The following is a 23,527-nucleotide window of genomic DNA, read 5'->3' as shown; positions in this document are numbered from 1 at the left end:
CTGGCATCTCTCACGCAAACACCCGCAACGCTCAGCCGAGCTAACCGTTAACTACAACTAAGAGCACTCGGGAGAGCCCTCGTGTCTAAGTTTCCGTAAACGGTGGATCTCGTCTTCGCTAAAGACGCGGGTAAATGTTTGCGTGAGAGATGCCAGGGACCGGGTGACTGTGTACTGGAGGAACTTGTAGAAAAAAGAACTTGTGCAAATAGGAAAAATAAGTAAAAAAATATATTGACAAAATGTGTTAGTGTGTGCTAACTTATAGTTAGTTAGAAAAAGCTAACTGTAAGGATGATGGAAAATTAAGGAGTGATGAAAATGCCTTTGACTATGGCTTCAGCAGGAGAAACAAAGCAGATCAAAAAAGTGGGCGGCAAAGAAGAAGTGAGACGCCATCTGGAGAATCTCGGCTTTGTGACAGGAACAGACGTGACGGTGGTTTCCCAGTTAGGCGGAAACGTGATCGTCAGTGTAAAGGATTCCAGAGTTGCCATCAGCAGTGAGATGGCCAACAGAATCCTGGTTTGATACAGCATTTTGATAGAAATAGATGTAAGCCGTACCTTATAACGGGCGTGGTGATGTAGAAAGAGGAGGATATGCAGATATGGAAACACTGCGGAATGTAAAATGCGGACAGAGCGTCAGGGTGGTTAAACTGCACGGGGAAGGCGCTGTAAAACGCCGGATCATGGATATGGGGATCACCAAGGGCACAGATGTCTATGTGAGAAAAGTAGCGCCCTTCGGCGATCCGGTAGAAGTGACGGTGAGAGGCTATGAACTTTCCCTGCGGAAAGCAGACGCAGAGATGATCGAGATTCAGTAGATAAGCTGCCCGCCAAAACGGCCGCAGCATTTTTTTAGGATTTATGGTTAGAGGCTTCTAACCGTATTTTTTGGAAATAGAGGAGGAAGAGAGAATGTCAGTAAAAATTGCGCTTGCCGGCAACCCAAACTGTGGCAAGACCACACTGTTCAATGCGTTGACAGGGTCCAATCAGTTTGTGGGAAACTGGCCCGGTGTTACAGTAGAGAAGAAGGAAGGAAAACTGAAGGGAAACAAGGATGTAGTCATCATGGACCTTCCGGGAATTTATTCCCTGTCCCCTTACACACTGGAGGAAGTGGTAGCCAGAAATTATCTGATCACAGAACGCCCTGACGCCATACTGAATATTGTGGATGGCACGAACCTGGAGAGAAACCTGTATTTGTCCACCCAGCTTATGGAGCTTGGCATCCCTGTCATTATGGCAGTGAACATGATGGATGTGGTGGCGAAAAACGGAGACATCATTCAGATCGGTGAACTGTCCGGACAGCTCGGCTGTGAAGTGGTAGAAATCTCTGCTCTGAAGGGAACCGGTATCCGGGAAGCCGCAGACAAGGCTGTGCGCATTGCCGGAAAGAAAAACGCAGGCGCCCCGGTCCACAGATTCCAGAAGCGTGTGGAGGAAGCCCTGGATGAGATCGAGTCTTTGCTGGACGGCAATATCCCGGAAGAACAGAGACGTTTTTACGCGGTAAAGCTGTTTGAGAGAGATCATAAGATCGGCGAGACCATATCCGGCCTGCCGGACGTGGAAACCATCGTCGCTTCCGTGGAAAAAGATTTGGACGATGATTCCGAGAGCATTATCACCAATGAGAGATACACGTACATAGGAGCTGTTGTAAAAAAAGCGTATATCAAAAAGAGCAGGGGAAAAATGACCACCTCAGATAAGATTGACGGAATTGTCACAAACCGTTTCCTCGGCCTTCCCATCTTCTTTCTCGTCATGGCACTGGTGTATTATGTGTCCGTCTCCACTGTGGGCGGATGGGCCACAGACTGGGTGAACGACGGCGTATTCGCTGACGGGTGGAATTTCCTGGGATTCTCAGCCCTGCATGTTCCTGCCATACCCGAACTGCTGAACAACGGACTGGAAGCCATTCACTGCGCGGCATGGCTTCAGAGCCTGATCGTGGACGGCATTGTTGCCGGTGTAGGCGCTGTGCTGGGATTCGTGCCGCAGATGCTGGTGCTGTTTCTCTTCCTAGCATTCCTGGAGGGATGCGGATATATGGCACGTGTGGCTTTTATCATGGACCGTATTTTCCGTAAATTCGGTCTTTCCGGGAAATCCTTCATTCCCATGCTGATCGGCACAGGATGCGGGGTTCCGGGAATCATGGCATCAAGGACCATTGAAAATGACAGAGACCGGAAGATGACCATTATGACCACCACATTTATTCCGTGTAGCGCGAAACTGCCTATTATCGCGCTTATCGCAGGTGCTATCTTTGGCGGGGCCTGGTGGGTGGCGCCCAGTGCGTATATTGCAGGTGTTCTGGCTGTCATCTGCTCCGGCATCATTCTGAAAAAGACCAGAAAATTCTCCGGAGATCCGGCGCCTTTCGTTATGGAGCTTCCTACATACCATATGCCCACTGTGGGAAATGTCCTGCGCAGCATGTGGGAGAGAGGCTGGTCCTTCATTAAAAAAGCAGGCACGGTGATTCTTCTCTCTACTATCTTTATCTGGTTCACACAGGGATTTGGTTTCGAGAATGGTTCTTTCGGTATGGTGGAGGATATGGAGAACTCCCTGCTGGCAGGTATCGGAAGAGGCATCTCCTGGCTGTTCATCCCCCTTGGATGGGGAGACTGGAAAGCCGCAGTGGCAGCAGTTTCCGGACTGGTGGCAAAAGAGAATGTGGTCGGCACTTTTGGTATCCTCTATGGCTTTGCCGAGGTGGCAGAAGACGGTGCTGAGATATGGGGGACACTGGCAGGCAGCTTCACAGCAGCTGCAGCTTACTCTTTCCTGGTATTTAACCTTCTGTGCGCGCCCTGCTTTGCGGCGATGGGAGCGATCAAACGGGAGATGAACAATGGAGGCTGGTTCTGGTTTGCCATTGGATACCAGACACTGCTGGCTTACTGCTCCTCCCTGGTTGTTTACCAGATGGGACATCTGCTGGAGGGCGGAGCCTTCGGTATAGGTACTGCGGCGGCGATCCTGGTTGTGGTATTCTTCCTGTATATGCTGTTCAGACCGTATAAGGAAAAAGGAGATACATGGAACATAAAAATGAAAACAGGGAAGGCAGTGAAGGCATAAGTGCCTCCTGTCCCGCCCGGAAAGGTAAGATGAATATGAATGCTGGAACAATCCTGGTTCTGCTGGTCCTGCTCTGTATAGTGGGGCTGGTCGTGAGAAAAATCGTGAAAGACAAAAAGGCCGGCAAAACATGCGGAAGCTGCAGTGGAAACTGCAGCTGCTGCCATGGGGCAGCAGAGCAGAAAATAAAATAGAAGTGCGGATGCAGATTGCAGATCAAAGGATAACGGGAGACTTTTGTATATCATTTACAAAGGTTGTCCCGTTTTTCTGTGCGCGCACGGTGCTGTACAGATTGGAGGCAAACAGATCCTGTTCAAATCTTTTTGCAGACTGCGGGGCAAGAAGTTTTCCGTAATCCGCGGCCTTGGTGACAAGGGGCATATCCGCATTTGCCTTAATCTCTTTTAAGAGTCCTCCGGCGTTCTTACGGAACCCCAGAATCCGTGCGTAGGAGGCTTTCGGGGGACAGCCCTTTTCTGCCTTTATGCCCAGAAGCACATGGAGAAGCGCGCGGTTTATGCGGGTGTAAGTCAGCTCACGCGTCTTAAGAAGCGCGGAAAACTGAGAGTAACTGTGAAACTCGTTTAGGTGCGCGTGTATGCGCCTTGCAAGCTCCGGGGACATATCGGAATATGCGGCCAGCTCTTTCGGGGAAAGCCGCATAAGCTGATAGCAGAGCAGCAGGGAAAAATCATCCTCCCAAACAGGAGCCTCCGCGGACAGGCGCCTGGCTGTAAGAAGGGCGGAGGACTCCGGCATGGCCCCTGCAAGGAGTTTGGACCAGTGGACGGATTCTGTCCTTTTTTCCGTATCGCTATCCCGTATAAGCTTCCGCACTGCAGTGGCGCTGGAATAGGAATCGGTGAGAGCGTCGTCGTGATACCCGGCCCCGGCACGTTTCAGGGCAGTTGGCTGTATGCTGCTGCCGGCCCTTTTGAGGGCCTTGATATACTCCAGGCCCAGAATATTGTTGGGGAAATCCAAAAGCTCCGGCAGAAGTCCCGGATGGTTCAGGGCACCCACTGCTTCCCTGCGCGCTGCGGGAAAAGAGTACCCCTTTTTTAAGAGGGAGCGAAGTTGCTCCCGATAGGCATCACTTTCCTGTAAAAGCACTTCGGCGCAGGAAAGGAGCGCCTGCGTATCCCCGGTTTCACTGCCAAAAGAGAGCGCATTTACACATCCAAGCTGCTCCAGAATCGAGACAGCACCCCAGGCAAAAGATTCCGCGCTGGCACATGCATTTGCGGCGGGAAGCTCCAGCACCAGATCAGCGCCCCCAAGAAGCGCTGCCTCTGTGCGCAGATACTTGTCAAACAGGGCGGGAGCGCCCCTTTGGACAAAGTCTCCGCTCATGACCACAACAAGATAGTCCGCATCTGTAAGTTCTCTGGCTTTTTCCAAGTGATAGGCATGGCCTTTGTGAAAAGGATTGTATTCAGCTACTATGCCGGTGATTCTGCTCATATGATTTTTCGTTTCCCTTCTGGTGATTGCTGCATTGGTCCGTTCAGGTCTGCGTCTTTTTGACCGTGCGATGCCTATAATATAACAAAATCATCCGCTGCAGACAACTGTTTACATGCATATTATGAAAAAATGTTTTGAAAAGAATACAAAATTTCCCCGTAAATTTCCCAGGTACCCTTGTACCATTTTTTGAAAAGATGTATAATAATACCAAACGTGGTCATTTTGGCCGCGAAGATGTATGATAACGGAGGAAAAAACATGAACGTATTAGTAGTAAACTGCGGAAGTTCATCCCTGAAATTCCAGTTAATCAATTCTGACACAGAAGAAGTGGCCGCAAAAGGCTTATGCGAACGTATCGGTATCGACGGAAGACTGGTTTACCAGCCCACAGGCGGTGAGAAAGAGACAACAGAAGCAGCAATGCCAACACATACAGAGGCCATCAAAATGGTTTTGGACGCTTTGGTCAATCCGAAAACAGGCGTATTAAAGAGTCTGGATGAAGTGGAAGCCATCGGACACCGTGTCCTGCACGGCGGCGCCAAAATCTCTGACTCCTGTATTATCAATGACGAGGTGATCTCTGTTATTGAAGAGTGCTGTGACCTTGGACCTCTGCACAACCCTGCAAACTTAATGGGTATCCGTGCATGTATGGAGCTGATGCCGGGCAAACCAAACGTAGCTGTATTCGACACCGCTTTCCATCAGACTATGCCGGAAAAAGCATACATGTATGCAATCCCGTACAAATATTATGACAAATACAAAGTCCGCAAATACGGTTTCCACGGAACCTCTCATCGTTTCGTATCCAAAGAGACCATTAAATTCCTGGGACTTGACCCGGATAACTCCAAAGTGATCGTAGCTCACTTAGGAAACGGTTCCTCCATCAGCGCTGTTGTGAACGGCAAATGTGTGGATACCAGCATGGGCCTGACTCCTCTGGAAGGTCTTGTTATGGGTACACGTTCCGGAGATCTGGACCCGGCTGTTTTAGAGTTCATCTGCGGAAAAGAAAACATTGATGTAAAAGAGATGGTACGCATCCTGAACAAAGAATCCGGTCTGTTAGGTCTGTCAAAAGGCCTGTCCAGCGACTTCCGTGACTTAAACGAAGCCAGAGAGCAGGGCAACCCGGATGCCAAGAGAGCTGTTGACTGCCTGTGCTACCGCATTGTAAAATACATCGGTTCCTACGTTGCAGCCATGAACGGCGTGGACGCCATCGCTTTCACCGGCGGTATCGGCGAGAACGCTATTCCGGTTCGTGAGACAGTTGTGAAGAGCCTTTCCTACCTGGGAATCACTCTGGACGAGGAAGCAAACCAGAAACGCGGTGAGAACATGATCATCTCCACAGCAGATTCCAAAGTGAAAGTTGCCGTAGTTCCCACCAACGAAGAGCTTGCAATCTGTCAGGAAACAGCAGAATTAGTCAAGAATCAGAAATAATAGTTGACAAATAGAAAATCCCTATGTATAATTTACTAGGTGTGATTAGGAGACTATTATGCTAATTGATTTATCAGAAATTTTATCCCTGGAAGGAAAGACACAGGTCATAGAAGCACCTGTTTCCATGGATTCCTTTCAATCGAAACTGGGCAGCTTTCCTGTGAAGGACAAAGAGCCAGTGATTCTTACAATTACGAATACCGGCAAAAAGGTTCTGCACCTGGAAGCAAGAGGCAGTGTGACTCTGTCCATTCCCTGTGACCGCTGTTTAAAAGAGGTCCCGGTGGATTTTCCCTTTGCACTGGAAAGAGATATGGATATGAAGGTTTCGGAGGAAGACAGGATAAAAGACTTAGATGAAATTAATTATGTCACAGGTTGTAGCCTGGATGTTGAGCAGTTAGTGCATAATGAGATTTTAATCCGTTGGCCTTTACGGGTCCTGTGTCAAGAGGACTGCAAGGGAATCTGCAGCCATTGCGGCAAAGATTTAAATGACGGCCCCTGTTCCTGTGAGCAGGAAAGCCTCGATCCGAGAATGGCAGCAATCCGTGATATATTTAGCAAATTTAAGGAGGTGTAACTATGTCCATCTGTCCAAAAAATAAAACTTCAAAAGCAAGAAGAGATAAAAGAAGAGCAAACTGGAAAATGAGCGCTCCGAACTTAGTAAAATGCAGCAAATGTGGAGCTTTAATGATGCCACACAGAGTGTGCAAAGCTTGCGGAAGTTACAACAAAAAAGAAATCATCAAAATGGGTGAAGAATAATTCATGCATGAGAAAGGCCTTCTGGACAACCAGGAGGCCTTTTTTGTAATATTTTTGTAATAAATTTATAAAAAACCTTGCGATTTATGTAAAAACAAGTTAATATAGAACTGGTATGACGTAGATTAGACGAAAAACATTACATTTCTATTAAAGGAGGAAGATGGATGAATAAATGGTTAAAGAAAGGGATTCTGCTTCTTGCAGTCGGATGCCTTACTTTTGCCGTGACAGGCTGCAGCGGGGAAAAGGTGATGGACAAGGTGCTGGAGAAGACAGACCCCAAGCCGGACAATACAGAGAAGAGCAGTGAAGAGGAAGACGAGAATAAGACCCAGGAGCCGGAGGTTGAGGTTGCCAAACCGGAGCTGACCACAAACTTAAGCGGTTCCGTTACCTATAAGACAGGAGACAAGGCCGAGGCCCTGAAAGTGGAGGCCAAGACATCGGACAAGGGCGTTATCACATACCAGTGGTATCAGAGCCAGACCAACACCAACGGAGGCGGCACCCCTGTGGAGGGCGAGACAAAGAACACCTTTACACCGCCCACCGGTGAAGCCAAGACCATGTATTACTATGTGGTAGCGACCAGCACCATCGGTTCCTCCACAAACGGGATCACCAGCGACACGGCAGAGGTCATAGTCTCAGACGACGCAGAGAGCAAGAACGCCGAGAAGAAGAAATCCGAGGAAAAAAAGAAAGAGAAGAAGGAGAAAAAGACCTCCGGAACCTGGAAAGAATCGGATAAAGGCTGGTGGTATGATTACGGGGACGGCACATTTCCCAAGAGCCAGTGGCTGGAGATCGACGGCAAATGGTATGCCTTTGATGACCATGGGTATATGAGGAAAGGCTGGTACCAGGAAGGCAGCACTTGGTATTATCTGAAGGATGACGGTTCCATGGCAGTGGATACGGATGTGGAAGGCTATCATCTGGGCAGCGACGGAAAGATGCAGTAAAAGACAGGAATATAAAAATGGCAGGCGGCTGCTGTAAAAGATGTCTCTTTTACAGCAGCCCTCTTGCGGTTTTAAAGGATGTCTGGTAAAATTATCTGCAGAATACAGGAGGCAGAATATGGAGAATATGACAATTGTGGCAGTGGATGCCATGGGAGGCGACAATGCACCGGCAGAGATTGTCAAAGGTGCAGTGGACGCTGTGAAAGAAAAAGCAAACCTGAAGGTGCTTCTGGTAGGTCTGGAAGAGGCCGTAAAAAAAGAACTGGAGGCCTGCGGCAATCCGGGGGAGAGGATTGAGATCGTCCCCGCATCCCAGGTGATCGAGACAGGAGAACCGCCGGTTGCCGCGATCCGGGGCAAAAAGGATTCCTCTATCGTAGTGGGGATGAAGCTGGTGAAGAAAGGGGAAGCAGACGCTTTCGTATCCGCAGGAAGCTCCGGAGCCATCCTGGTGGGAGGGACAACCATTGTGGGCAGGATCAAAGGTGTGGAGCGAGCGCCTCTGGCCCCGCTGATTCCCACAAGAGACGGTGTGTCTCTCTTAATAGACTGCGGTGCAAACGTGGATGCCCGCTCTTCCCATCTGATACAGTTTGCCCGTATGGGTTCCATCTATATGGAGCATGTTATGGGCGTCAAAAAGCCCCGTGTGGGAATTGTGAACATAGGCGTTGAGGAAGAAAAGGGAAATGCCCTGGTGAAAGAAACATATCCGCTGCTGAAAGCGTGTGAAGACATTAACTTTGTAGGCAGCATTGAAGCCAGAGAAATCCCGAACGGTGCGGCGGATGTGATCGTGACAGAAGCCTTTGTGGGAAATGTCATTCTGAAGCTTTATGAGGGCGTGGGGGCCACTCTGATCTCCAAGGTGAAACAGGGCATGATGACAAGCCTGCGCAGCAAAATAGGCGCGCTTTTGGTAAAGCCGGCCCTCAAATCCACATTAAAAAGCTTTGACGCCAGCGAGTACGGCGGAGCGCCGCTTTTGGGACTCAAGGGACTTGTGGTAAAATGCCACGGAAGTTCCAAGTCTGCGGAGGTAAAAAACTCCATCATCCAGTGTATTTCGTTCAAAGAGCAGAATATCAGCGAACGGATCCGGGAGAATATCATTTCGTCAGATAAAAAGGAAGAAGCGTAAGGAGGAAAAGAGATGGAACTGGAAAAATTACAGAAGATTATAGCAGAGGTTTTGAATGTGGATACACAGGAGGTTTCCATGGATACCACATTTGTTGAAGACCTGGGAGCCGACTCTCTGGACATTTTTCAAATCATCATGGGTATCGAGGAGGAATTTGATATCGAGATTCCCACAGAACAGGTGGAGAAGATCGTATCCGTAGGCGATGCGGTGGAAGAGATTAAAAACCTGATTGGTTAATGACATATCGGATGCCCCAAATCCGGCTGCCGGATTCAATCTGAATCTTCCGGGGGTTTGGCGGCATCCTCTTTTGCTTATCAAAACAGAAAATGCGGGACATGTCCCGGAAAGGAAAAATATGAAAAACTTGAAAAAACTCATGGAACTGGAGGCAAAGACAGGATATAAATTCCAGAATTTCGATCTGCTCATCAATGCCATGACCCACAGCTCCTACGCCAATGAGCATCGAATTTCCTATGTGGGAAACAACGAGCGCCTGGAATTTTTAGGGGATGCCGTGCTGGAACTGACCTCCAGTGAATTTTTGTTTGAAAAGTATTCCCAGATGCCTGAGGGAGAACTGACAAAGAAGCGTGCCAGCATGGTCTGCGAGCCAACTCTGGCGCTCTGTGCAAGAGAACTGTCACTGGGTGAGTATCTGCTTTTAGGTAAAGGCGAGGAGGCTACGGGAGGCCGCAGGAGAGATTCCATTGTGTCAGATGCCATGGAAGCGCTGATCGGCGCCATTTACCTGGATGGCGGTTTTGCTAATGCAAAAGAGTTCGTTCAGAGGTTTATCCTGAATGATATTGAGAATAAACAGCTCTTTTATGATAGCAAGACTACACTTCAGGAGATCGTACAGGGCAGGTATGAGGAGGATGTGCGGTATGTGCTCCTTAGGGAAGAGGGACCTGACCACAACAAATCCTTCTATATGCAGGCACTTCTGGGAGAAAAGGTGCTGGGTGAGGGCTGCGGCCACACCAAGAAGGCAGCCGAACAGCAGGCAGCCTACTGCGCCATCAAAAAACTGAAAAACGACAAAGGTGATTTATGTATCTAAAGAGTATTGAAGTGCAGGGGTTTAAATCCTTTGCCAATAAGATAACATTTGAATTTCATAACGGCATTACCGGCATTGTGGGGCCAAACGGCAGCGGCAAGAGCAATGTAGGCGATGCGGTCCGCTGGGTACTTGGTGAGCAGAGCGCCAAACAGCTCCGAGGGGGCAATATGCAGGATGTTATCTTCTCCGGCACGGAGACGAGAAAACCCCTGGGATTTGCCTACGTTGCCATTACCCTTGACAACAGCGACCACCAGCTCCCCATTGACTATGAGGAGGTCACAATAGCCAGGAGGCTGTACCGTTCCGGTGAGAGTGAGTATCTCATGAACGGCACCTCCTGCCGGTTAAAGGATGTCAATGAGCTGTTCTACGATACCGGTATCGGCAAAGAGGGCTATTCCATTATCGGACAGGGCCAGATTGACAAGATCTTAAGCGGCAAGCCGGAGGAGAGAAGAGAGCTCTTCGACGAGGCGGCCGGAATCGTGAAATTCAAGCGGAGAAAGGCTTCCGCCCTTAAAAAGCTGGAGGAGGAGCAGCAGAACCTGACCCGTGTCAGCGATATCCTCTCAGAGCTGACAAGACAGCTTGCGCCTTTGGAGCGCCAGTCCGAGACAGCCAGGGTGTATTTAAAGAAAAGGGAGGAATTAAAGGGCCTGGACACCCAGATGTTCCTCTCCGAGATGGAGCGGATCAAAGAGCAGCTTCGCGAGGTGGAGGGCAAGTATACCATTGCCCAAAATGACCTGGAGGAGACCACCAAAAGCTTTGAGACCACCAAGACCGAGTACGAGCAGCTTGAAAAGGAGCTGGAGGAATTGGAGGAGAAGATTCAGCAGTTCCGGGAAGAATCCACCGGGAAGGCCCTTCTCAAGCAGCAGCTGGAAGGTCAGATCAATGTTTTAAACGAGCAGATCCACGCGGCAAGACAGAGTGATGAGCAGTACCGGGAGCGGGTAAAGCACCTGGAAGGCGAGATCGCCAGACGCCGGGAAGATACGGAGAAATACACCCGGGAAAAAAGTGAGCTGGATGCCGGGCTTGCAAAAGCGGAGGCAGCCCAGGAAGCGGCAAAAAAAGAATTCCGGGATCTGGCTATTGAGATCCACAAACTGGAAGGGAAGATTGAGGAGGATAAGAATGAGATCATAGAAATCCTCAATATGCGGGCCTCTACCAAGGGAAAGATGCAGCGTTATGATGCCATGATGGAGCAGATATCCCTGAGAAAGACAGAGCTAAACCAGAAACTCCTGCGCCTGAAAAGCGAGGCAGGCCAGCAAAGAGAGGCAAAAGAGCGCTATGAGAAGGAACAGCAGGAGATAGAGGAGAACATAGAAAAGCTCACCAGACAGAGTAATGACAGCGAGGATGAGATCAAGCGCTGCCAGGCACAGATCTCCAAAGCCAGCCGGGAGCTGGACATCGGACAGACCGCCTATCACAGGGAGGCATCCCGCCTGGAATCCCTGCAGAATATCACAGAGCGCTATGACGGCTACGGCAACAGTATCCGCCGGGTCATGGAGCAGAAAAAAAATGTTCCGGGCATCCGGGGCGTTGTGGCGGATCTGATTAAAGTCCAGAAAAATTATGAGACTGCCATTGAGACCGCTCTCGGCGGCAGCATCCAGAACATAGTCACAGACAATGAGGGCACAGCCAAGGAACTGATTACCTTTTTAAAGCGCAACAAGTACGGCCGGGCAACCTTCCTTCCCCTCACCAGTATGAAAAACAAAAAGCCGTTTGCCAATGCAGCGGCATTAAAAGAGCCGGGTGTTATCGGAGTGGCCAGTGAGCTGGTGACTGTGGACAAGGAGTACGAGGGGCTGACGAACTATCTGCTGGGCAGGACCCTGGTGGTGGACCACATTGACCACGGTATTGCCATTGCCAGGAAATACCAGTATACCATCCGTATGGTAACCATCGAGGGTGAGTCTTTAAACCCCGGCGGTTCCCTGACCGGCGGTGCCTTTAAGAACAACAGCAATCTGCTGGGGCGCCGAAGAGAGATTGATGAGCTGCAGAACAGTGTGGAGCTGCTCAAAAAAGATCTGGAAAAGAAGCAGGCCGAGCTGGACGGATTCCGGGAAAAGAGAAACCATTTCCGTGATGAGGTGGCACGCCTTTCGGAACTTCTGCAGGAGCAGTATCTGCGCGACAACACCGTGCGCATGAATCTGCAGTCTATGTCAGCCAAAAAGCAGGAGATCGCAGACGGATATGAAAGCCTGAAAAAAGAGAATGCAGAGCTTGAAAAACAGGTGGCCGAGATATCCGAGAACAGCGATTCTATCCGTCTGGAGCTGGAGACCAGCGCGGCTCAGGAAAAAGCCCTGGAGGATGCCATCACCAGGAACCAGGAGACTCTGGATGAGAAGAAAAAGCTGGAATCAGAGCGTTCCAGAAGTCTGGAACAGGCCCATCTGGAGACTGCCAACCTGACATCAAAACGGGGATTCCTGGAGGAGAACCTGTCAAGGCTGAAAGAGGAGAATGACAATTTACAGTCCCAGATGGAAGCTCTGCAGGGCAGCCTTAAAAACGGTAAGGCCGATATGGAGAAAAAAGTCAGGGACATTGAAGAAATTCGGCAGACTATCAGACAGGCAGAGAAGGAAGCGGTGGAGGACGAGGCAAAAATGCAGGAGTACCTTCAGCGCAAAGAGGAGATGAACCGCACCCACAAGTCCTTCTTTGACAAGCGGGATGAGCTGTCCGCCAGAATGAACCTTCTGGACAAGGAGTGCTACCGTCTCACCAGCCAGAAAGAAAAGCTGGAGGAAAACCAAGAGAATCAGGTCAACTATATGTGGGAAGAATATGAGATGACCTATGGCCAGGCACTTGGCCAGGCTCCTGCCAAGCTTTTGGAGCGCACAGAGATCAAGAAAGCACTGGGAGTCGTGAGGGATGAGATCAAAAAGCTGGGCAATGTGAACGTAAATGCCATTGAGGAGTATAAGGAGCTGTCAGAGCGCCATACCTTCTTAAGCACACAGCATGCGGATCTGGTACAGGCGGAGCAGACCCTTCTCCAGATCATAGATGAGCTGGATACAGGTATGCGGAATCAGTTTGAGGAGAAATTTTCACAGATCCGCATGGAGTTTGACAAAGCGTTCAAGGAGCTGTTCGGCGGAGGAAAGGGTACGCTGGAACTGGATGAGGACGCGGATATTCTGGAGGCAGGCATCCGCATCATATCCCAGCCCCCGGGCAAAAAGCTGCAGAATATGATGCAGCTCTCCGGTGGGGAGAAGGCGCTGACAGCCATTGCCCTGCTGTTCGCCATCCAGAACCTGAAGCCGTCCCCCTTCTGTCTGCTGGATGAGATCGAGGCAGCGCTGGACGATTCCAATGTTACCCGCTACGCAAAATATCTTCATAAGTTGACAAAAAATACGCAATTTATTATTATAACACATAGAAGAGGAACCATGACGGCTGCTGACCGCCTGTACGGTATCACGATGCAGGAAAAGGGCGTGTCCACACTTGTTTCCGTCAACCTCATAGAAAACGATTTGGACAAATAGGAGGGCATATGGCAGAGGAGAAAGAAAAGAAAGGCTTTTTTCAGCGCCTGGTTGCGGGACTTTCCAAGACCAGGGCGAATATTGTATCCGGCATAGATTCCATTTTCAGCGGATACTCCAGTATTGACGATGATTTTTATGAAGAAATAGAAGAAATCCTTGTTATGGGAGATCTGGGGATCAATGCCACCACCCATATTGTGGAGGACTTAAAGGCCCAGGTGGCTGAGAAGAAGATAAAAGACCCGCAGGAGTGCAAGCAGCTTCTCATGGACAGCATCAAATCCCAGATGGCTGTGGGGGAGACCGCGTATGAGTTCGAGCACCGCAAGTCTGTGGTCCTTGTCATCGGCGTCAACGGTGTGGGCAAGACCACATCTGTGGGCAAGCTGGCAGGCAAGTTAAAGGACCAGGGGAAAAAGGTCATTTTGGCGGCAGCAGACACCTTCCGCGCAGCGGCAGGGGAACAGCTTACCCAGTGGGCAAAAAGGGCCGGTGTGGAGCTGATAGGCGGACAGTCAGGGGCAGACCCCGCAAGTGTGGTCTATGACGCCATCGCGGCGGCAAAAGCCAGGGACGCGGATGTTCTTCTCTGCGACACGGCAGGACGCCTTCACAATAAGAAGAACCTCATGGAGGAGCTGAGAAAGATCTACCGCATTATTGAGCGGGAATATCCGGAGGCATACCTGGAGACACTGGTAGTCCTGGACGGCACCACAGGCCAGAACGCGCTTCTGCAGGCCAGACAATTCAATGAGGTTGCCAATGTGACAGGTATTATCTTAACGAAACTGGACGGAACAGCAAAAGGCGGAATTGCGGTGGCAATCGAATCTGAGCTTGACATTCCGGTGAAATATATAGGGGTAGGAGAGAGCATTGACGATTTGCAGAAATTTAATTCCGATGAATTCGTAAACGCGCTTTTCGACATCAAGGAGTAAAGGAGAAAAATTATGCTGACCCTGGAAAAATTTGAAGAAGCGTCGGAAACAGTAAAAAAAGTGACGCAGGACACCAAACTGGTCTACAGCGACTATTTCAGCGCACAGACCGGCAACAAAGTTTACCTGAAACCGGAAAATATGCAGGTGACAGGAGCTTACAAGCTCCGCGGCGCCTACTATAAGATCAGTACCCTGTCTGAGGAGGAGCGCGGCAAAGGCCTGATCACTGCCTCCGCGGGCAACCATGCACAGGGCGTTGCCTACGCGGCAAAAGCCTTTGGCGCAAAGGCTGTGATCGTTATGCCGACCACAACACCTCTTATCAAAGTGGAGCGCACCAAAAGCTACGGCGCGGAGGTGGTCCTGTACGGAAATGTTTACGATGAAGCCTGCGAGTATGCCTACAAACTGGCGGAGGAGCACGGGTACACCTTTATCCATCCCTTCGATGACCCTGCAGTAGCCACCGGACAGGGGACCATTGCCATGGAGATCATCAAGGAACTGCCCCTGGTGGATTACATTTTGGTGCCCATCGGCGGCGGCGGCCTGGCAACAGGCGTTTCCACCCTTGTAAAACTGCTGAACCCCAATATCAAAGTCATCGGTGTGGAGCCGGCGGGAGCAAACTGTATGCAGGTATCCCTAAAAGAGGGGGAAGTGGTGACATTAGACGGAGTCAACACCATCGCAGACGGTACTGCAGTAAAACGCCCGGGTGACCATATCTTTCCTTACATCCAGAAAAATGTGGATGAGATCATCACGGTTGAGGATTCCGAACTGATCGTGGCATTTTTGGATATGGTGGAGAACCACAAAATGATCGTGGAGAATTCCGGACTTCTCACAGTGGCTGCCCTGAAACATTTAAAATTCACCGGAAAAAAGGTGGTATCCATCTTAAGCGGCGGCAATATGGATGTCATCACCATGGCCTCTGTGGTACAGCTTGGTCTGATCGCCCGTGACAGGATCTTTACAGTTTCTGTTCTTCTGCCTGATAAGCCCGGTGAGCTGGTGCGTGTGGCAACTGTCATCGCCCAGCAGCAGGGCAATGTAGTCAAACTGGACCACAACCAGTTTATCAGCGCCAACCGTTCCGCGGCTGTGGAGCTGAAGATCACCATTGAGGCATTCGGTACGGACCACAAGAACCAGATCATCAAAGCGCTGGAGGATGAGGGATACCGCCCGAAACAGATCACAGCGAATCTCTGATCACCATGAGGCGGTACATAAATAAAATTGCGGCTGCCGGTCTGATTTTGGCATCCCTCCTGCTTCTGGGAGGATGCCGCAGGACAGAGGATGTGAGCGGTTATGTTCAGGCATGTCTGGACTACCGGTATCAGAAGAGTCCGGAGAAATATTGTGAACTGACAGGCATCTCCGCTTCCCAGGCAGAAAAAGAGTCAGAAGCGCTTCTGGAAAAAAGCATTTCCGGGGTAAAAGAACTGCATTTTTCCTCTGATGAGAAGTACAGCAGTTTTACGGATATATGCAGGAAAATACTGAAAAAGGCCGATTACCAGGTGGGAGAGGCACAGAAAAAGCATGGGGAGCAAAGCGGCTATCTGGTAACGGTCACCTACCGCCCCCTGCCTGTGGAGGAAACCATCAGCGCGGAATATGATTCCTATCTGGAGACAGAGAGCATTCCTTCAGACGGGGAAACGCTCTATCTGGGGGATGTGCTCACAGAGGTGCTGGACAGCTCCCTGGAGATCGTGGAGTACAGAGAAGAACAGTCCCTGGAGATATCTGTGGAGGAACAGGACGGCAGGCTGGCAATTGAAGAGGAAGAGCTTGGAAGGCTGGATGACGCGTTGTTTGGAATCGCGGAAGTGAGAGATACAGAGTGACATGAAAAGAGCGACAGCATAAAAAGAGACGGCTGCTGCCGGAAGTAATCCGGACAGCAGCCGTCTCGTCGTTCTTTTTGTGGCTCTTGTCTGCAATTATGCAGACAGGGAAATTCCTTTTTATTTCACAGTGATCAATTCGTATTCTTTCTGTCCGAGTCCGATTTTCACTGCATGCTCAATAGAGGATTCCCAGTTAGTCTCCGGGAAAATGGTGTGGAAATGGTCGTGGTGATGTTCTTCTTCCGTCATCTCTCCCAGAAGACTGTTCTTGATTTCCGGCTGTGCATTGACCGCGTCAGCGCAGGCCATATCCAGGGCTACCGGGTCAAAGGAAGCGAACATACCGATGTTTGGCACAATGGCCGCGTCATTTTCCGCATGGCAGTCGCAGTACGGGGACACATCGATCACAAGGCTGATGTGGAAATTGGGGCGTCCGTCCACAACGGCTTTTGTGTACTCTGCAATCTTGCAGTTTAAGATATCATTGGACTCATCGGAAGCCGGCTGTACGGCATCTTTTGGACAGACACCGATACATCTGCCGCAGCCCACACATTTGTCGTGGTCAATATAGGCCTTTTTGTTCTCGAACTGCGGGGCATCATGGGCACAGACCTTTGCACACTGTCTGCATCCGATACACAGATCCTGATCTACATGAGGCTTTCCGGCACTGTGCATCTCCATCTTGCCTGCACGGGAACCACAGCCCATACCGATGTTTTTCAGGGTACCGCCGAATCCGGTAGCCTCATGGCCTTTGAAATGAGTCAGGGAAATAAATACATCTGCGTCCATGACTGCACGTCCAATTTTTGCCTCTTTTACATACTGGCCGCCCTCTACGGGTACCAGCTCCTCATCTGTTCCCTTCAGGCCGTCTGCGATCAAAACCTGGCAGCCTGTTGTGAGAGGATGGAAACCGTTTAAGTTTGCGCTGTCCAGATGATCCAGCGCATTTTTCCTGCCTCCTACATATAATGTGTTGCAGTCGGTGAGGAATGGTTTTCCTCCCAGCTCTTTTACTACGTCTGCAACAGCCTTTGCATAATTCGGGCGAAGAAAGGCCAGATTTCCGGGCTCTCCGAAATGCATTTTGATGGCAGCGTATTTGTCCTCAAAATCAATTTCGCCGATGCCGGCCGTTTTAATCAAACGCTGAAGCTTTGTCAGCAGGTTGTCTCCATTTTTTACACGAAGGTCTGAGTAGTACACTTTAGATGCTGTCATTCGTTAATCCTCCAATCTATGTATTCTGGAGATAATTTTAGCATTTAACTATATAAGATACAAGACAAAATGGAAAAAAAAGCAATATTTGGATAGTATCCGGCATATATATCAATTTCTGACATTTTCAGTCCATGGAAAGTGTGATAGAATAAGTAACAGCGCAAAAAATATACCCACACGTTTGGCAAACAGTGAATTGCAGTTGTGGCAGAGTCTGTGATAGACTAGTGATAGACTAAAAAGAGAAAACAGAAAAATCAGGATACCGGTTTACAGGGAAAAACCTGCGCCGTATCGTAAAATACACAGAAGACAGGAGCAAAAGACGAGATGAGCAGAAAATTATATCTGGAATGTTATTCGGGAATCAGCGGTGATATGACAGTGGCCGCGCTTACGGACCTGGGAGTGGAAGAGGCGTATCTGAGGCAGGAGCTTGCCAAGCTGCATCTGGACGGATACGAGATCAAAATATCCAGGACAAAGAAAAACCAGATCACAGCGGCAGACTTTGATGTGATACTGAAAGAGGATGGAGAAATGCACGGCCATAGTCATGACCATTCCCATCCCGGGGAAGGACACGAACACAGTCACAGCCATTCCCACAACAGTTACAAAGAGATCAGTGAACTGATCAGCCAGTCAGAGCTGAATTCCCGTGTCAAAGAAATGAGTCTGAAAATCTTTCACGTCATTGCAGAAGCGGAGGCGAAGGTCCATGGAATGCCTGTGGACCAGGTGCATTTCCATGAGGTGGGGGCTGTGGATTCCATAGTGGATATAACAGCCGCAGCCATATGTCTGGACAAGCTGGGATTTGACAGCATCCTGACTTCTGAACTCTGGGAAGGAAAGGGAACCACCTGGTGTCAGCACGGCAGGATCCCCGTACCGGCTCCCGCTGTGCTGGAGATGATGGCTGACCACAGGATACCCGTAAAATTTACGCCGGTGGAAGGGGAGATGATCACACCCACAGGCGCGGGAATTGCAGCCGCTCTCACTGCGGAAAGAAAACTCCCTGAGCGTTTTGTGGTTGAAAAGGTCGGTGTGGGAGCAGGGAAAAAGGATTTTCCCCATGCCAATATTCTGCGTGCCATGATCCTGAACACGGATACAGATGCTGTATCCGAAAAAAAGGAAAAAGCGGCCGGCAGTACAGAGAACAGGAAAAATGGGGCAGATAATGCTGTGAAGACAAATCAGGGAATTGCCGCAGGTTCGCTGAATACTGTTACCGTGCTGGAGACAAATGTGGATGACTGTTCCGGTGAACAATTGGGGTATGCCATGGAATGCCTGTTACGGGAAGGGGCACTTGACACCTCCTGCATACCCGTATACATGAAGAAAAACCGTCCTGCCTACATGCTCCAGGTCATCTGCAGGCCGAAGGATGAGGAGAAAATGGAAACTGTCATTTTCCGTGAGACCACCAGTATCGGTCTCAGAAAATACAGGGAGGAGCGGAGCATCCTTCCAAGAGAGATCATCACAGTCACACTTCCGGACGGACAGGAAGTGAGGGTTAAGAAATGCAGCCATCACGGACAGGAATTTTTTTATCCCGAATACGAAGATATGAAAGCCGCCTGCAGAACAGCAGACCGCAGTTTCCCGGAAATCTGTAAAGAGGCTGTGGACGCGGCGGATAAGAGAATGAACGGAGACGGAAAATGAATCAGAATTTTACAGAGAAAGAAGAAGCATTATATTCTATTATGAAGAAATACACAGACCGGGATGTGTGCATCGCTTTTTCCGGCGGTGCGGACAGCAGCCTGCTGCTGAAACTGGCTGTGGATTGTGCCGCAGAGGGCACTAAAATATATGCAGTGACTTTTGACACGGTGCTTCACCCGTCCTGCGATTTAGATATCGCAAAAAAGGTGGCAAAAGAGATGGGGGCCATCCATCAGGTGATTTTTATCAATGAGCTGGATAATTCTGCTATTCAACACAATCCGGTGGACAGATGCTACCAATGCAAGAAAATGCTGTTCCAAAACCTCATAACATTTGCCGGGAAGGTCCATGCGGCGGCAGTCCTGGAGGGAACCAATGAGGATGACCTCCATGTATACCGACCGGGCCTTAGGGCAGTACGTGAGCTGGGGGTAAAAAGTCCTCTTGCCGAAGCGGGTCTTACAAAAAAAGAGGTGAGAAGCCTTGCAGAGAAGCTGGGAATCTCCGTGGCAAACCGCCCCGCAGCCCCCTGCCTTGCCACCCGCCTTCCCTATGGGGCTGATCTGCAGCCGGATATCTTAAGGAAGATCGAAGACGGTGAGACATATCTGAAGCAGGCAGGGTTTCCGGTGGTGAGACTGCGCCTGCACGGCAATATTGCAAGGATTGAGATTCCTGTATCTGATTTTTCTGCATTTATAGAAAAGAGGCAGGAGATAACAGACAGATTGAAACAGACAGGATTTTCTTATATTACATTGGATATGGAAGGATTCCGAAGCGGAAGTATGGATGAGACGCTTTCTTGACTGGCTTGATCTGTGAAAAGCAGCAGCCCGAGACAAGAGTCGAAAAATAATATACGTTTCTGCTTGCAGGCCGTGAAGAAATAGTATATGATATAGGCAATGGAAAAGAAAATATAAATATCAAAAAAACGAGGGCACTGTGATATCTCACAGTACCCTCGTTGTGCGTCCGGCAGCAGGGAACGTCATCCTGCTTTGTTTCAGGGAAGCATAAGAATCCCGGAATAGTCAAGCCCTGCAAAGACCCGGTTGGCCTTTTCCTGGTTCTTCTGAATGATCGCGGGGCTTAATCCGGCGATCCGGACTGCTATGGTGGGCAGCAGATCCAACAGCCGCCGGAAATCACTGCTGTTGATATCCACATCTTTGTTCTGCAGGATCAGTTCACGTCTGGCACCGTACTCTGCGGCTGCACACCAGTAATAAGATTCCGGTGTGATATCCACATGAAAATAGTTCAGTATTTCCACCTGTTTTTTTCTGACTGCCCCATGGAAGGCAGGGGGAACCAGATCACTCTCATTGACCTCCAGGTGAAAAGAGAGGATATGGGAATCGCGAAAAATCTGTGTCATCATAATGTTGGACTGCAGCATATGAGCCTGCAGCTCATTGTCGAGAAGTCCCTCTGCCTGTGCGGCAATAAAATTCTGGATTTGACAGAGATAATCCATATATATTTTATCCAGCAGTTCCTGTTTTTTAAAATGATAATTGACCAGTCCCACCGGTACATTTGCTTTCTGGGCAATCATCTGGTATGTGGTCTTCTTATATCCATTCTCGTACATCAGCCGGCGAGCGGTCTGGTAAATCAATTCCTTTGTCAATATTCCGTTGGCATACTGCATGAAATCCCCCCTTATTTTTCTACATCCATTTTTTACATAATATCACAGATTACGTGGACATGACAACGGAAACCTGCTACAATGAATATTATATAAAATAAAAAATATTCAAAATTGAAAGGAGGGAAAATAAGTAACTGCCAATCACACGGAGAAGGAGGATGAAATGGAAAAGAGAAAAGAAAAACTGGGGGGATATCTGAAGGTATCCTATGGTCTTGCGGATTTGGGGTTTATCTTTATGGTCACCATGTCGAATACATATCTGCTCATGTTTTATACAGATGTGGCGGGAATCACGGCAGCGGCAGCCGGAACACTGATGATGGTGGGAAGAATCATTGACAGCTGCAGCCCGCCGGTCATCGGTGCGGTGATAGAAAAGAGTCATATGAAATGGGGCAAATACAGGTCCTGGCTGATCATCGGCGCGCCGCTTATTTTCGTCACCAATGCACTTATGTTTTTGAATAATCGTATTTCCATGCCGGCAAAGGCGGTTCTGGCCTGTATCGTCTATGCAGTGTTCTGTATCTCCACAAACATTGCCTACACGGGATATACATCCATGAATTCATCCCTTACCAATGACCAGAAAGAGCGTGTACAGCTCTCCACGTTCCGCGGACAGGGAAATGCCCTGGGAAAATGTCTGGCCGGATTTCTGCTGATTCCCCTGATCACCATATTAGGCGGAGGAAAAGAGATGAATGCCGGAGGTTTTTTCCTGGCTTCCATAGTGGCGGGGATTGTGTGTGTGCTCCTGTATGGCAATCTGGTCTGGGTTTCCAAAGGAAAAGATATTCAGAGTATGCCGGGGGATTCAGGAAAAAAAGACAGTCTGAAAGCGGGGGAAATGCTGGGGCTTGTCTTAAAGAACAGGAATCTGATGCTGCTGTTTCTGACAGATGTGACCCGCATCTTAAGTATGCTGGTCATGTACGCCATGTTCCCTTATTTTTTCAAATATGTGGTGCATGATATCAACGGCGCGGCTCCGTTTTTCGGAGTGGTCAATATTCTGGCTTTTGTGGGGGCAAGCAGCGTGCCCTTTGTCACAAGATTTTTATCGAAACGAAACGCTTATATCACCGGAAATCTTGTACTGGCAGCGGGAATGATTCTGGCTATCCTGTTCAGCAGCAGCGTCACCGCGATCATTGCCTTGATTTCCGTGGGATACATCGGATATTCCTGGGGAAATGTGGTGAATACCTCCATGTACGCGGACACTGTGGATTACGGGGAATGGAAGACCGGGAAGAATGCCAGGGGCCTTTACTTTTCCATGTTCCAGCTCTCCATCAAGATCGCTGCGGTATTCAGCACCGCCATAGCCGGTTTCGGGCTTTCCATGGTGGGATATGTGGCAAATACAGAACCCACCGAACAGGTCATACGCGGAATCCGTGTCATCTCCATGGGACTTCCGGCAGGTCTTTTGATCCTGGGGGCAGTGCTGCTTGTGTTTTATGATCTGAGTCAGAAGAAAATGGAAAAGATCCATGAGGAGCTGTCACAGCGCAAGGCGGAAAACAAACAACAGATGGAATAGAGAAAAAACAGACAGCTTTCCTTTGGCGTTGAGCGGGAGGTACTCAGGGAATGAAAACGCCTGCTACCATAATCGGACAATGATCAAAGCCTGATATCTGAAAAGTCAATCCACAGATCATCATATATATTTGCTTTTATTTTATCGTGGAATGTGTAAGTACCTACTTGGAAGTGAGTTTCTTCAAGGTTATACACGAGGATTGTCTGCGTGATCGGATCCACGATCCAATATTCCCTAACTCCTACGTCGACGTACAGGTTTAGCTTCCGGATGTAGTCATGACTGGAATTACCAGGCGAAACAATTTCAATAATCCAATCCGGCGCCCCGGTACAACTCCGGTCTGTAAGCTTGTCACGGTTATATATGACGCTTATATCAGGTTCAACGATGGTTTTCTTATCCTCATATAATTTAACAGCGAATGGGGCAGGGTAGACCTCACAGAAACCGGCTTTTGATTTGATATAATTATTTATGGCAGTGTGTAGTTCATCTAAAATTCTTTGGTGTACCCGGCAGGGTGCGGCCTGGTAATAGATTTGACCGCAACCAGTTCAGCCCGGACAAGATAAAAGCGGGAGAACAAAAGTTTGTAAAGAAAAAACACTTGACACCTTAAGAAAGATGTTGTATGATACACAAGGTGATGATGAGTGGAAAAAATTGTAGAACAGACTTTACTGTACGATTTCTACGGTGAACTCTTAACAGAGCATCAGCGCAGAATATACGAGGATGTAGTGCTGAATGACTATTCTTTGAGCGAAGTAGCCGAAGAGCTGGGAATCAGCCGGCAGGGTGTTCATGACAACGTGAAGCGCTGCGGCAGGATCCTGCAGGATTATGAGGACAAACTGCATCTGGTGGAGAAGTTTGTGAACATTAAGGAAAAGATCCACCGCATCCGGGAATTGACCGGACACTGTGAGGCCATGAGTAAACAGGAGCTGGTCACAGAAGTGGAACACATTTCCCAGGAAATATTAGAGGAGTTATAG

At 49.2% G+C, this 23,527-nt stretch carries 23 protein-coding genes; 19 read left to right on the top strand and 4 right to left on the bottom strand.

The window, feature by feature from the left end:
• Window positions 1-321: 321 nt before the first annotated feature.
• The 4 genes from V8Q34_RS18210 to V8Q34_RS18195 all read left to right on the top strand — a co-directional run bounded on the left by V8Q34_RS18210 (window position 322) and on the right by V8Q34_RS18195 (window position 3,313).
• Complete coding sequence (locus V8Q34_RS18210) at window positions 322-531, top strand: FeoA family protein (protein WP_033143377.1); 210 nt, start codon at window positions 322-324, stop codon at window positions 529-531.
• Window positions 532-610: 79 nt separating this feature from the next.
• Window positions 611-832: a FeoA family protein gene (locus tag V8Q34_RS18205; protein ID WP_033143378.1), complete on the top strand. Its 222-nt coding sequence runs from the start codon at window positions 611-613 to the stop codon at window positions 830-832.
• A 94-nt stretch (window positions 833-926) separates the two neighbouring features.
• Window positions 927-3,119 (top strand): ferrous iron transport protein B, encoded by a 2,193-nt coding sequence (gene feoB / locus V8Q34_RS18200; RefSeq protein WP_335836049.1) that lies wholly within the window; start codon window positions 927-929, stop codon window positions 3,117-3,119.
• Between the two features lie 29 nt (window positions 3,120-3,148).
• Window positions 3,149-3,313 carry a FeoB-associated Cys-rich membrane protein gene (locus tag V8Q34_RS18195; RefSeq protein WP_225305300.1) on the top strand — a complete coding sequence of 55 codons (165 nt, stop codon included), beginning with the start codon at window positions 3,149-3,151 and terminating at the stop codon, window positions 3,311-3,313.
• 22 nt (window positions 3,314-3,335) lie between these two features.
• Here V8Q34_RS18195 and V8Q34_RS18190 read toward each other — a convergent pair whose 3' ends face one another.
• Entirely contained in the window at window positions 3,336-4,586 is a 1,251-nt protein-coding gene (locus V8Q34_RS18190) for a nucleotidyltransferase (protein ID WP_335836047.1), read from the bottom strand.
• Between the two features lie 264 nt (window positions 4,587-4,850).
• On the opposite strand from V8Q34_RS18190, the gene V8Q34_RS18185 reads away from it, so the two are divergent.
• The 11 genes from V8Q34_RS18185 (at window position 4,851) to V8Q34_RS18135 (ending at window position 16,380) form a co-directional block, all read left to right on the top strand.
• On the top strand, window positions 4,851-6,053 hold the full coding sequence (locus V8Q34_RS18185; RefSeq protein WP_033143381.1) for an acetate/propionate family kinase: 1,203 nt from the start codon (window positions 4,851-4,853) through the stop codon (window positions 6,051-6,053).
• Between the two features lie 58 nt (window positions 6,054-6,111).
• Entirely contained in the window at window positions 6,112-6,639 is a 528-nt protein-coding gene (locus V8Q34_RS18180; protein WP_054352460.1) for a YceD family protein, read from the top strand.
• A 2-nt stretch (window positions 6,640-6,641) separates the two neighbouring features.
• Window positions 6,642-6,827 carry a 50S ribosomal protein L32 gene (gene rpmF, locus V8Q34_RS18175; protein WP_018597460.1) on the top strand — a complete coding sequence of 62 codons (186 nt, stop codon included), beginning with the start codon at window positions 6,642-6,644 and terminating at the stop codon, window positions 6,825-6,827.
• A 167-nt stretch (window positions 6,828-6,994) separates the two neighbouring features.
• A complete protein-coding gene (locus V8Q34_RS18170; protein WP_052099689.1) occupies window positions 6,995-7,795 on the top strand; it encodes a hypothetical protein in 801 nt (266 codons plus the stop codon).
• Between the two features lie 118 nt (window positions 7,796-7,913).
• Window positions 7,914-8,939 carry a phosphate acyltransferase PlsX gene (gene plsX, locus V8Q34_RS18165; RefSeq protein ID WP_033143393.1) on the top strand — a complete coding sequence of 342 codons (1,026 nt, stop codon included), beginning with the start codon at window positions 7,914-7,916 and terminating at the stop codon, window positions 8,937-8,939.
• Between the two features lie 12 nt (window positions 8,940-8,951).
• Window positions 8,952-9,182: an acyl carrier protein gene (acpP, locus tag V8Q34_RS18160; RefSeq protein ID WP_033143383.1), complete on the top strand. Its 231-nt coding sequence runs from the start codon at window positions 8,952-8,954 to the stop codon at window positions 9,180-9,182.
• A 121-nt stretch (window positions 9,183-9,303) separates the two neighbouring features.
• Window positions 9,304-10,014, top strand: a complete 711-nt coding sequence (rnc, locus tag V8Q34_RS18155) for a ribonuclease III (protein WP_033143394.1) — start codon at window positions 9,304-9,306, stop codon at window positions 10,012-10,014.
• Window positions 10,005-13,565 (top strand): chromosome segregation protein SMC, encoded by a 3,561-nt coding sequence (gene smc / locus V8Q34_RS18150; RefSeq protein ID WP_244807311.1) that lies wholly within the window; start codon window positions 10,005-10,007, stop codon window positions 13,563-13,565. Before rnc ends, smc begins: the two co-directional genes overlap by 10 nt.
• Window positions 13,566-13,573: 8 nt before the next feature.
• The gene (ftsY, locus tag V8Q34_RS18145) at window positions 13,574-14,512 is read left to right on the top strand and encodes a signal recognition particle-docking protein FtsY (protein ID WP_033143385.1); all 939 of its coding nucleotides are present in this window, start codon (window positions 13,574-13,576) and stop codon (window positions 14,510-14,512) included.
• Between the two features lie 12 nt (window positions 14,513-14,524).
• Window positions 14,525-15,736: a threonine ammonia-lyase gene (ilvA, locus tag V8Q34_RS18140; RefSeq protein WP_033143386.1), complete on the top strand. Its 1,212-nt coding sequence runs from the start codon at window positions 14,525-14,527 to the stop codon at window positions 15,734-15,736.
• A 5-nt stretch (window positions 15,737-15,741) separates the two neighbouring features.
• Entirely contained in the window at window positions 15,742-16,380 is a 639-nt protein-coding gene (locus tag V8Q34_RS18135; protein WP_335836045.1) for a hypothetical protein, read from the top strand.
• 120 nt (window positions 16,381-16,500) lie between these two features.
• Here V8Q34_RS18135 and V8Q34_RS18130 read toward each other — a convergent pair whose 3' ends face one another.
• Entirely contained in the window at window positions 16,501-17,616 is a 1,116-nt protein-coding gene (locus V8Q34_RS18130) for a DUF362 domain-containing protein (RefSeq protein ID WP_148392796.1), read from the bottom strand.
• A gap of 333 nt (window positions 17,617-17,949) precedes the next feature.
• Here V8Q34_RS18130 and larC point away from each other — a divergent pair, with 333 nt between their 5' ends.
• Window positions 17,950-19,302, top strand: coding sequence for a nickel pincer cofactor biosynthesis protein LarC (larC, locus tag V8Q34_RS18125; protein ID WP_033142793.1), 1,353 nt, complete (start codon window positions 17,950-17,952; stop codon window positions 19,300-19,302).
• Window positions 19,299-20,117 (top strand): ATP-dependent sacrificial sulfur transferase LarE, encoded by an 819-nt coding sequence (gene larE, locus V8Q34_RS18120; protein ID WP_148392794.1) that lies wholly within the window; start codon window positions 19,299-19,301, stop codon window positions 20,115-20,117. Before larC ends, larE begins: the two co-directional genes overlap by 4 nt.
• A gap of 200 nt (window positions 20,118-20,317) precedes the next feature.
• Here the strand turns inward: larE and V8Q34_RS18115 are convergent, their stop codons facing one another.
• Complete coding sequence (locus V8Q34_RS18115) at window positions 20,318-20,968, bottom strand: TetR/AcrR family transcriptional regulator (protein ID WP_033142795.1); 651 nt, start codon at window positions 20,966-20,968, stop codon at window positions 20,318-20,320.
• A gap of 166 nt (window positions 20,969-21,134) precedes the next feature.
• Between V8Q34_RS18115 and V8Q34_RS18110 the strand changes: the two genes are divergently transcribed.
• On the top strand, window positions 21,135-22,523 hold the full coding sequence (locus V8Q34_RS18110) for an MFS transporter (protein WP_335836044.1): 1,389 nt from the start codon (window positions 21,135-21,137) through the stop codon (window positions 22,521-22,523).
• Window positions 22,524-22,606: 83 nt separating this feature from the next.
• Here the strand turns inward: V8Q34_RS18110 and V8Q34_RS18105 are convergent, their stop codons facing one another.
• On the bottom strand, window positions 22,607-23,029 hold the full coding sequence (locus tag V8Q34_RS18105; RefSeq protein WP_335836069.1) for a Uma2 family endonuclease: 423 nt from the start codon (window positions 23,027-23,029) through the stop codon (window positions 22,607-22,609).
• A 153-nt stretch (window positions 23,030-23,182) separates the two neighbouring features.
• Here V8Q34_RS18105 and ylxM point away from each other — a divergent pair, with 153 nt between their 5' ends.
• A complete protein-coding gene (gene ylxM, locus V8Q34_RS18100; protein WP_033142798.1) occupies window positions 23,183-23,527 on the top strand; it encodes a YlxM family DNA-binding protein in 345 nt (114 codons plus the stop codon).

This window comes from Blautia sp. JLR.GB0024 (assembly GCF_037000545.1).
Taxonomy (GTDB): domain Bacteria; phylum Bacillota; class Clostridia; order Lachnospirales; family Lachnospiraceae; genus Blautia; species Blautia celeris.
Note: the sequence above shows the minus strand (reverse complement) of the source record. Positions and strands in the feature narration are given on the sequence as shown.

Excerpts from the sequence above, each read along its gene's own strand:
- rnc (WP_033143394.1), top strand. The coding sequence starts at position 9,304 with ATGAAAAACTTGAAAAAACTCATGGAACTGGAGGCAAAGACAGGATAT.
- ftsY (WP_033143385.1), top strand. The coding sequence starts at position 13,574 with ATGGCAGAGGAGAAAGAAAAGAAAGGCTTTTTTCAGCGCCTGGTTGCG.
- V8Q34_RS18210 (WP_033143377.1), top strand. The coding sequence starts at position 322 with ATGCCTTTGACTATGGCTTCAGCAGGAGAAACAAAGCAGATCAAAAAA.
- plsX (WP_033143393.1), top strand. The coding sequence starts at position 7,914 with ATGGAGAATATGACAATTGTGGCAGTGGATGCCATGGGAGGCGACAAT.
- smc (WP_244807311.1), top strand. The coding sequence starts at position 10,005 with ATGTATCTAAAGAGTATTGAAGTGCAGGGGTTTAAATCCTTTGCCAAT.
- V8Q34_RS18170 (WP_052099689.1), top strand. The coding sequence starts at position 6,995 with ATGAATAAATGGTTAAAGAAAGGGATTCTGCTTCTTGCAGTCGGATGC.
- acpP (WP_033143383.1), top strand. The coding sequence starts at position 8,952 with ATGGAACTGGAAAAATTACAGAAGATTATAGCAGAGGTTTTGAATGTG.
- V8Q34_RS18110 (WP_335836044.1), top strand. The coding sequence starts at position 21,135 with ATGGAAAAGAGAAAAGAAAAACTGGGGGGATATCTGAAGGTATCCTAT.
- V8Q34_RS18195 (WP_225305300.1), top strand. The coding sequence starts at position 3,149 with ATGAATATGAATGCTGGAACAATCCTGGTTCTGCTGGTCCTGCTCTGT.
- ilvA (WP_033143386.1), top strand. The coding sequence starts at position 14,525 with ATGCTGACCCTGGAAAAATTTGAAGAAGCGTCGGAAACAGTAAAAAAA.
- V8Q34_RS18190 (WP_335836047.1), bottom strand. The coding sequence starts at position 4,586 with ATGAGCAGAATCACCGGCATAGTAGCTGAATACAATCCTTTTCACAAA.
- V8Q34_RS18130 (WP_148392796.1), bottom strand. The coding sequence starts at position 17,616 with ATGACAGCATCTAAAGTGTACTACTCAGACCTTCGTGTAAAAAATGGA.
- V8Q34_RS18180 (WP_054352460.1), top strand. The coding sequence starts at position 6,112 with ATGCTAATTGATTTATCAGAAATTTTATCCCTGGAAGGAAAGACACAG.
- larC (WP_033142793.1), top strand. The coding sequence starts at position 17,950 with ATGAGCAGAAAATTATATCTGGAATGTTATTCGGGAATCAGCGGTGAT.
- V8Q34_RS18205 (WP_033143378.1), top strand. The coding sequence starts at position 611 with ATGGAAACACTGCGGAATGTAAAATGCGGACAGAGCGTCAGGGTGGTT.
- larE (WP_148392794.1), top strand. The coding sequence starts at position 19,299 with ATGAATCAGAATTTTACAGAGAAAGAAGAAGCATTATATTCTATTATG.
- V8Q34_RS18185 (WP_033143381.1), top strand. The coding sequence starts at position 4,851 with ATGAACGTATTAGTAGTAAACTGCGGAAGTTCATCCCTGAAATTCCAG.
- rpmF (WP_018597460.1), top strand. The coding sequence starts at position 6,642 with ATGTCCATCTGTCCAAAAAATAAAACTTCAAAAGCAAGAAGAGATAAA.
- V8Q34_RS18115 (WP_033142795.1), bottom strand. The coding sequence starts at position 20,968 with ATGCAGTATGCCAACGGAATATTGACAAAGGAATTGATTTACCAGACC.
- feoB (WP_335836049.1), top strand. The coding sequence starts at position 927 with ATGTCAGTAAAAATTGCGCTTGCCGGCAACCCAAACTGTGGCAAGACC.
- V8Q34_RS18135 (WP_335836045.1), top strand. The coding sequence starts at position 15,742 with ATGAGGCGGTACATAAATAAAATTGCGGCTGCCGGTCTGATTTTGGCA.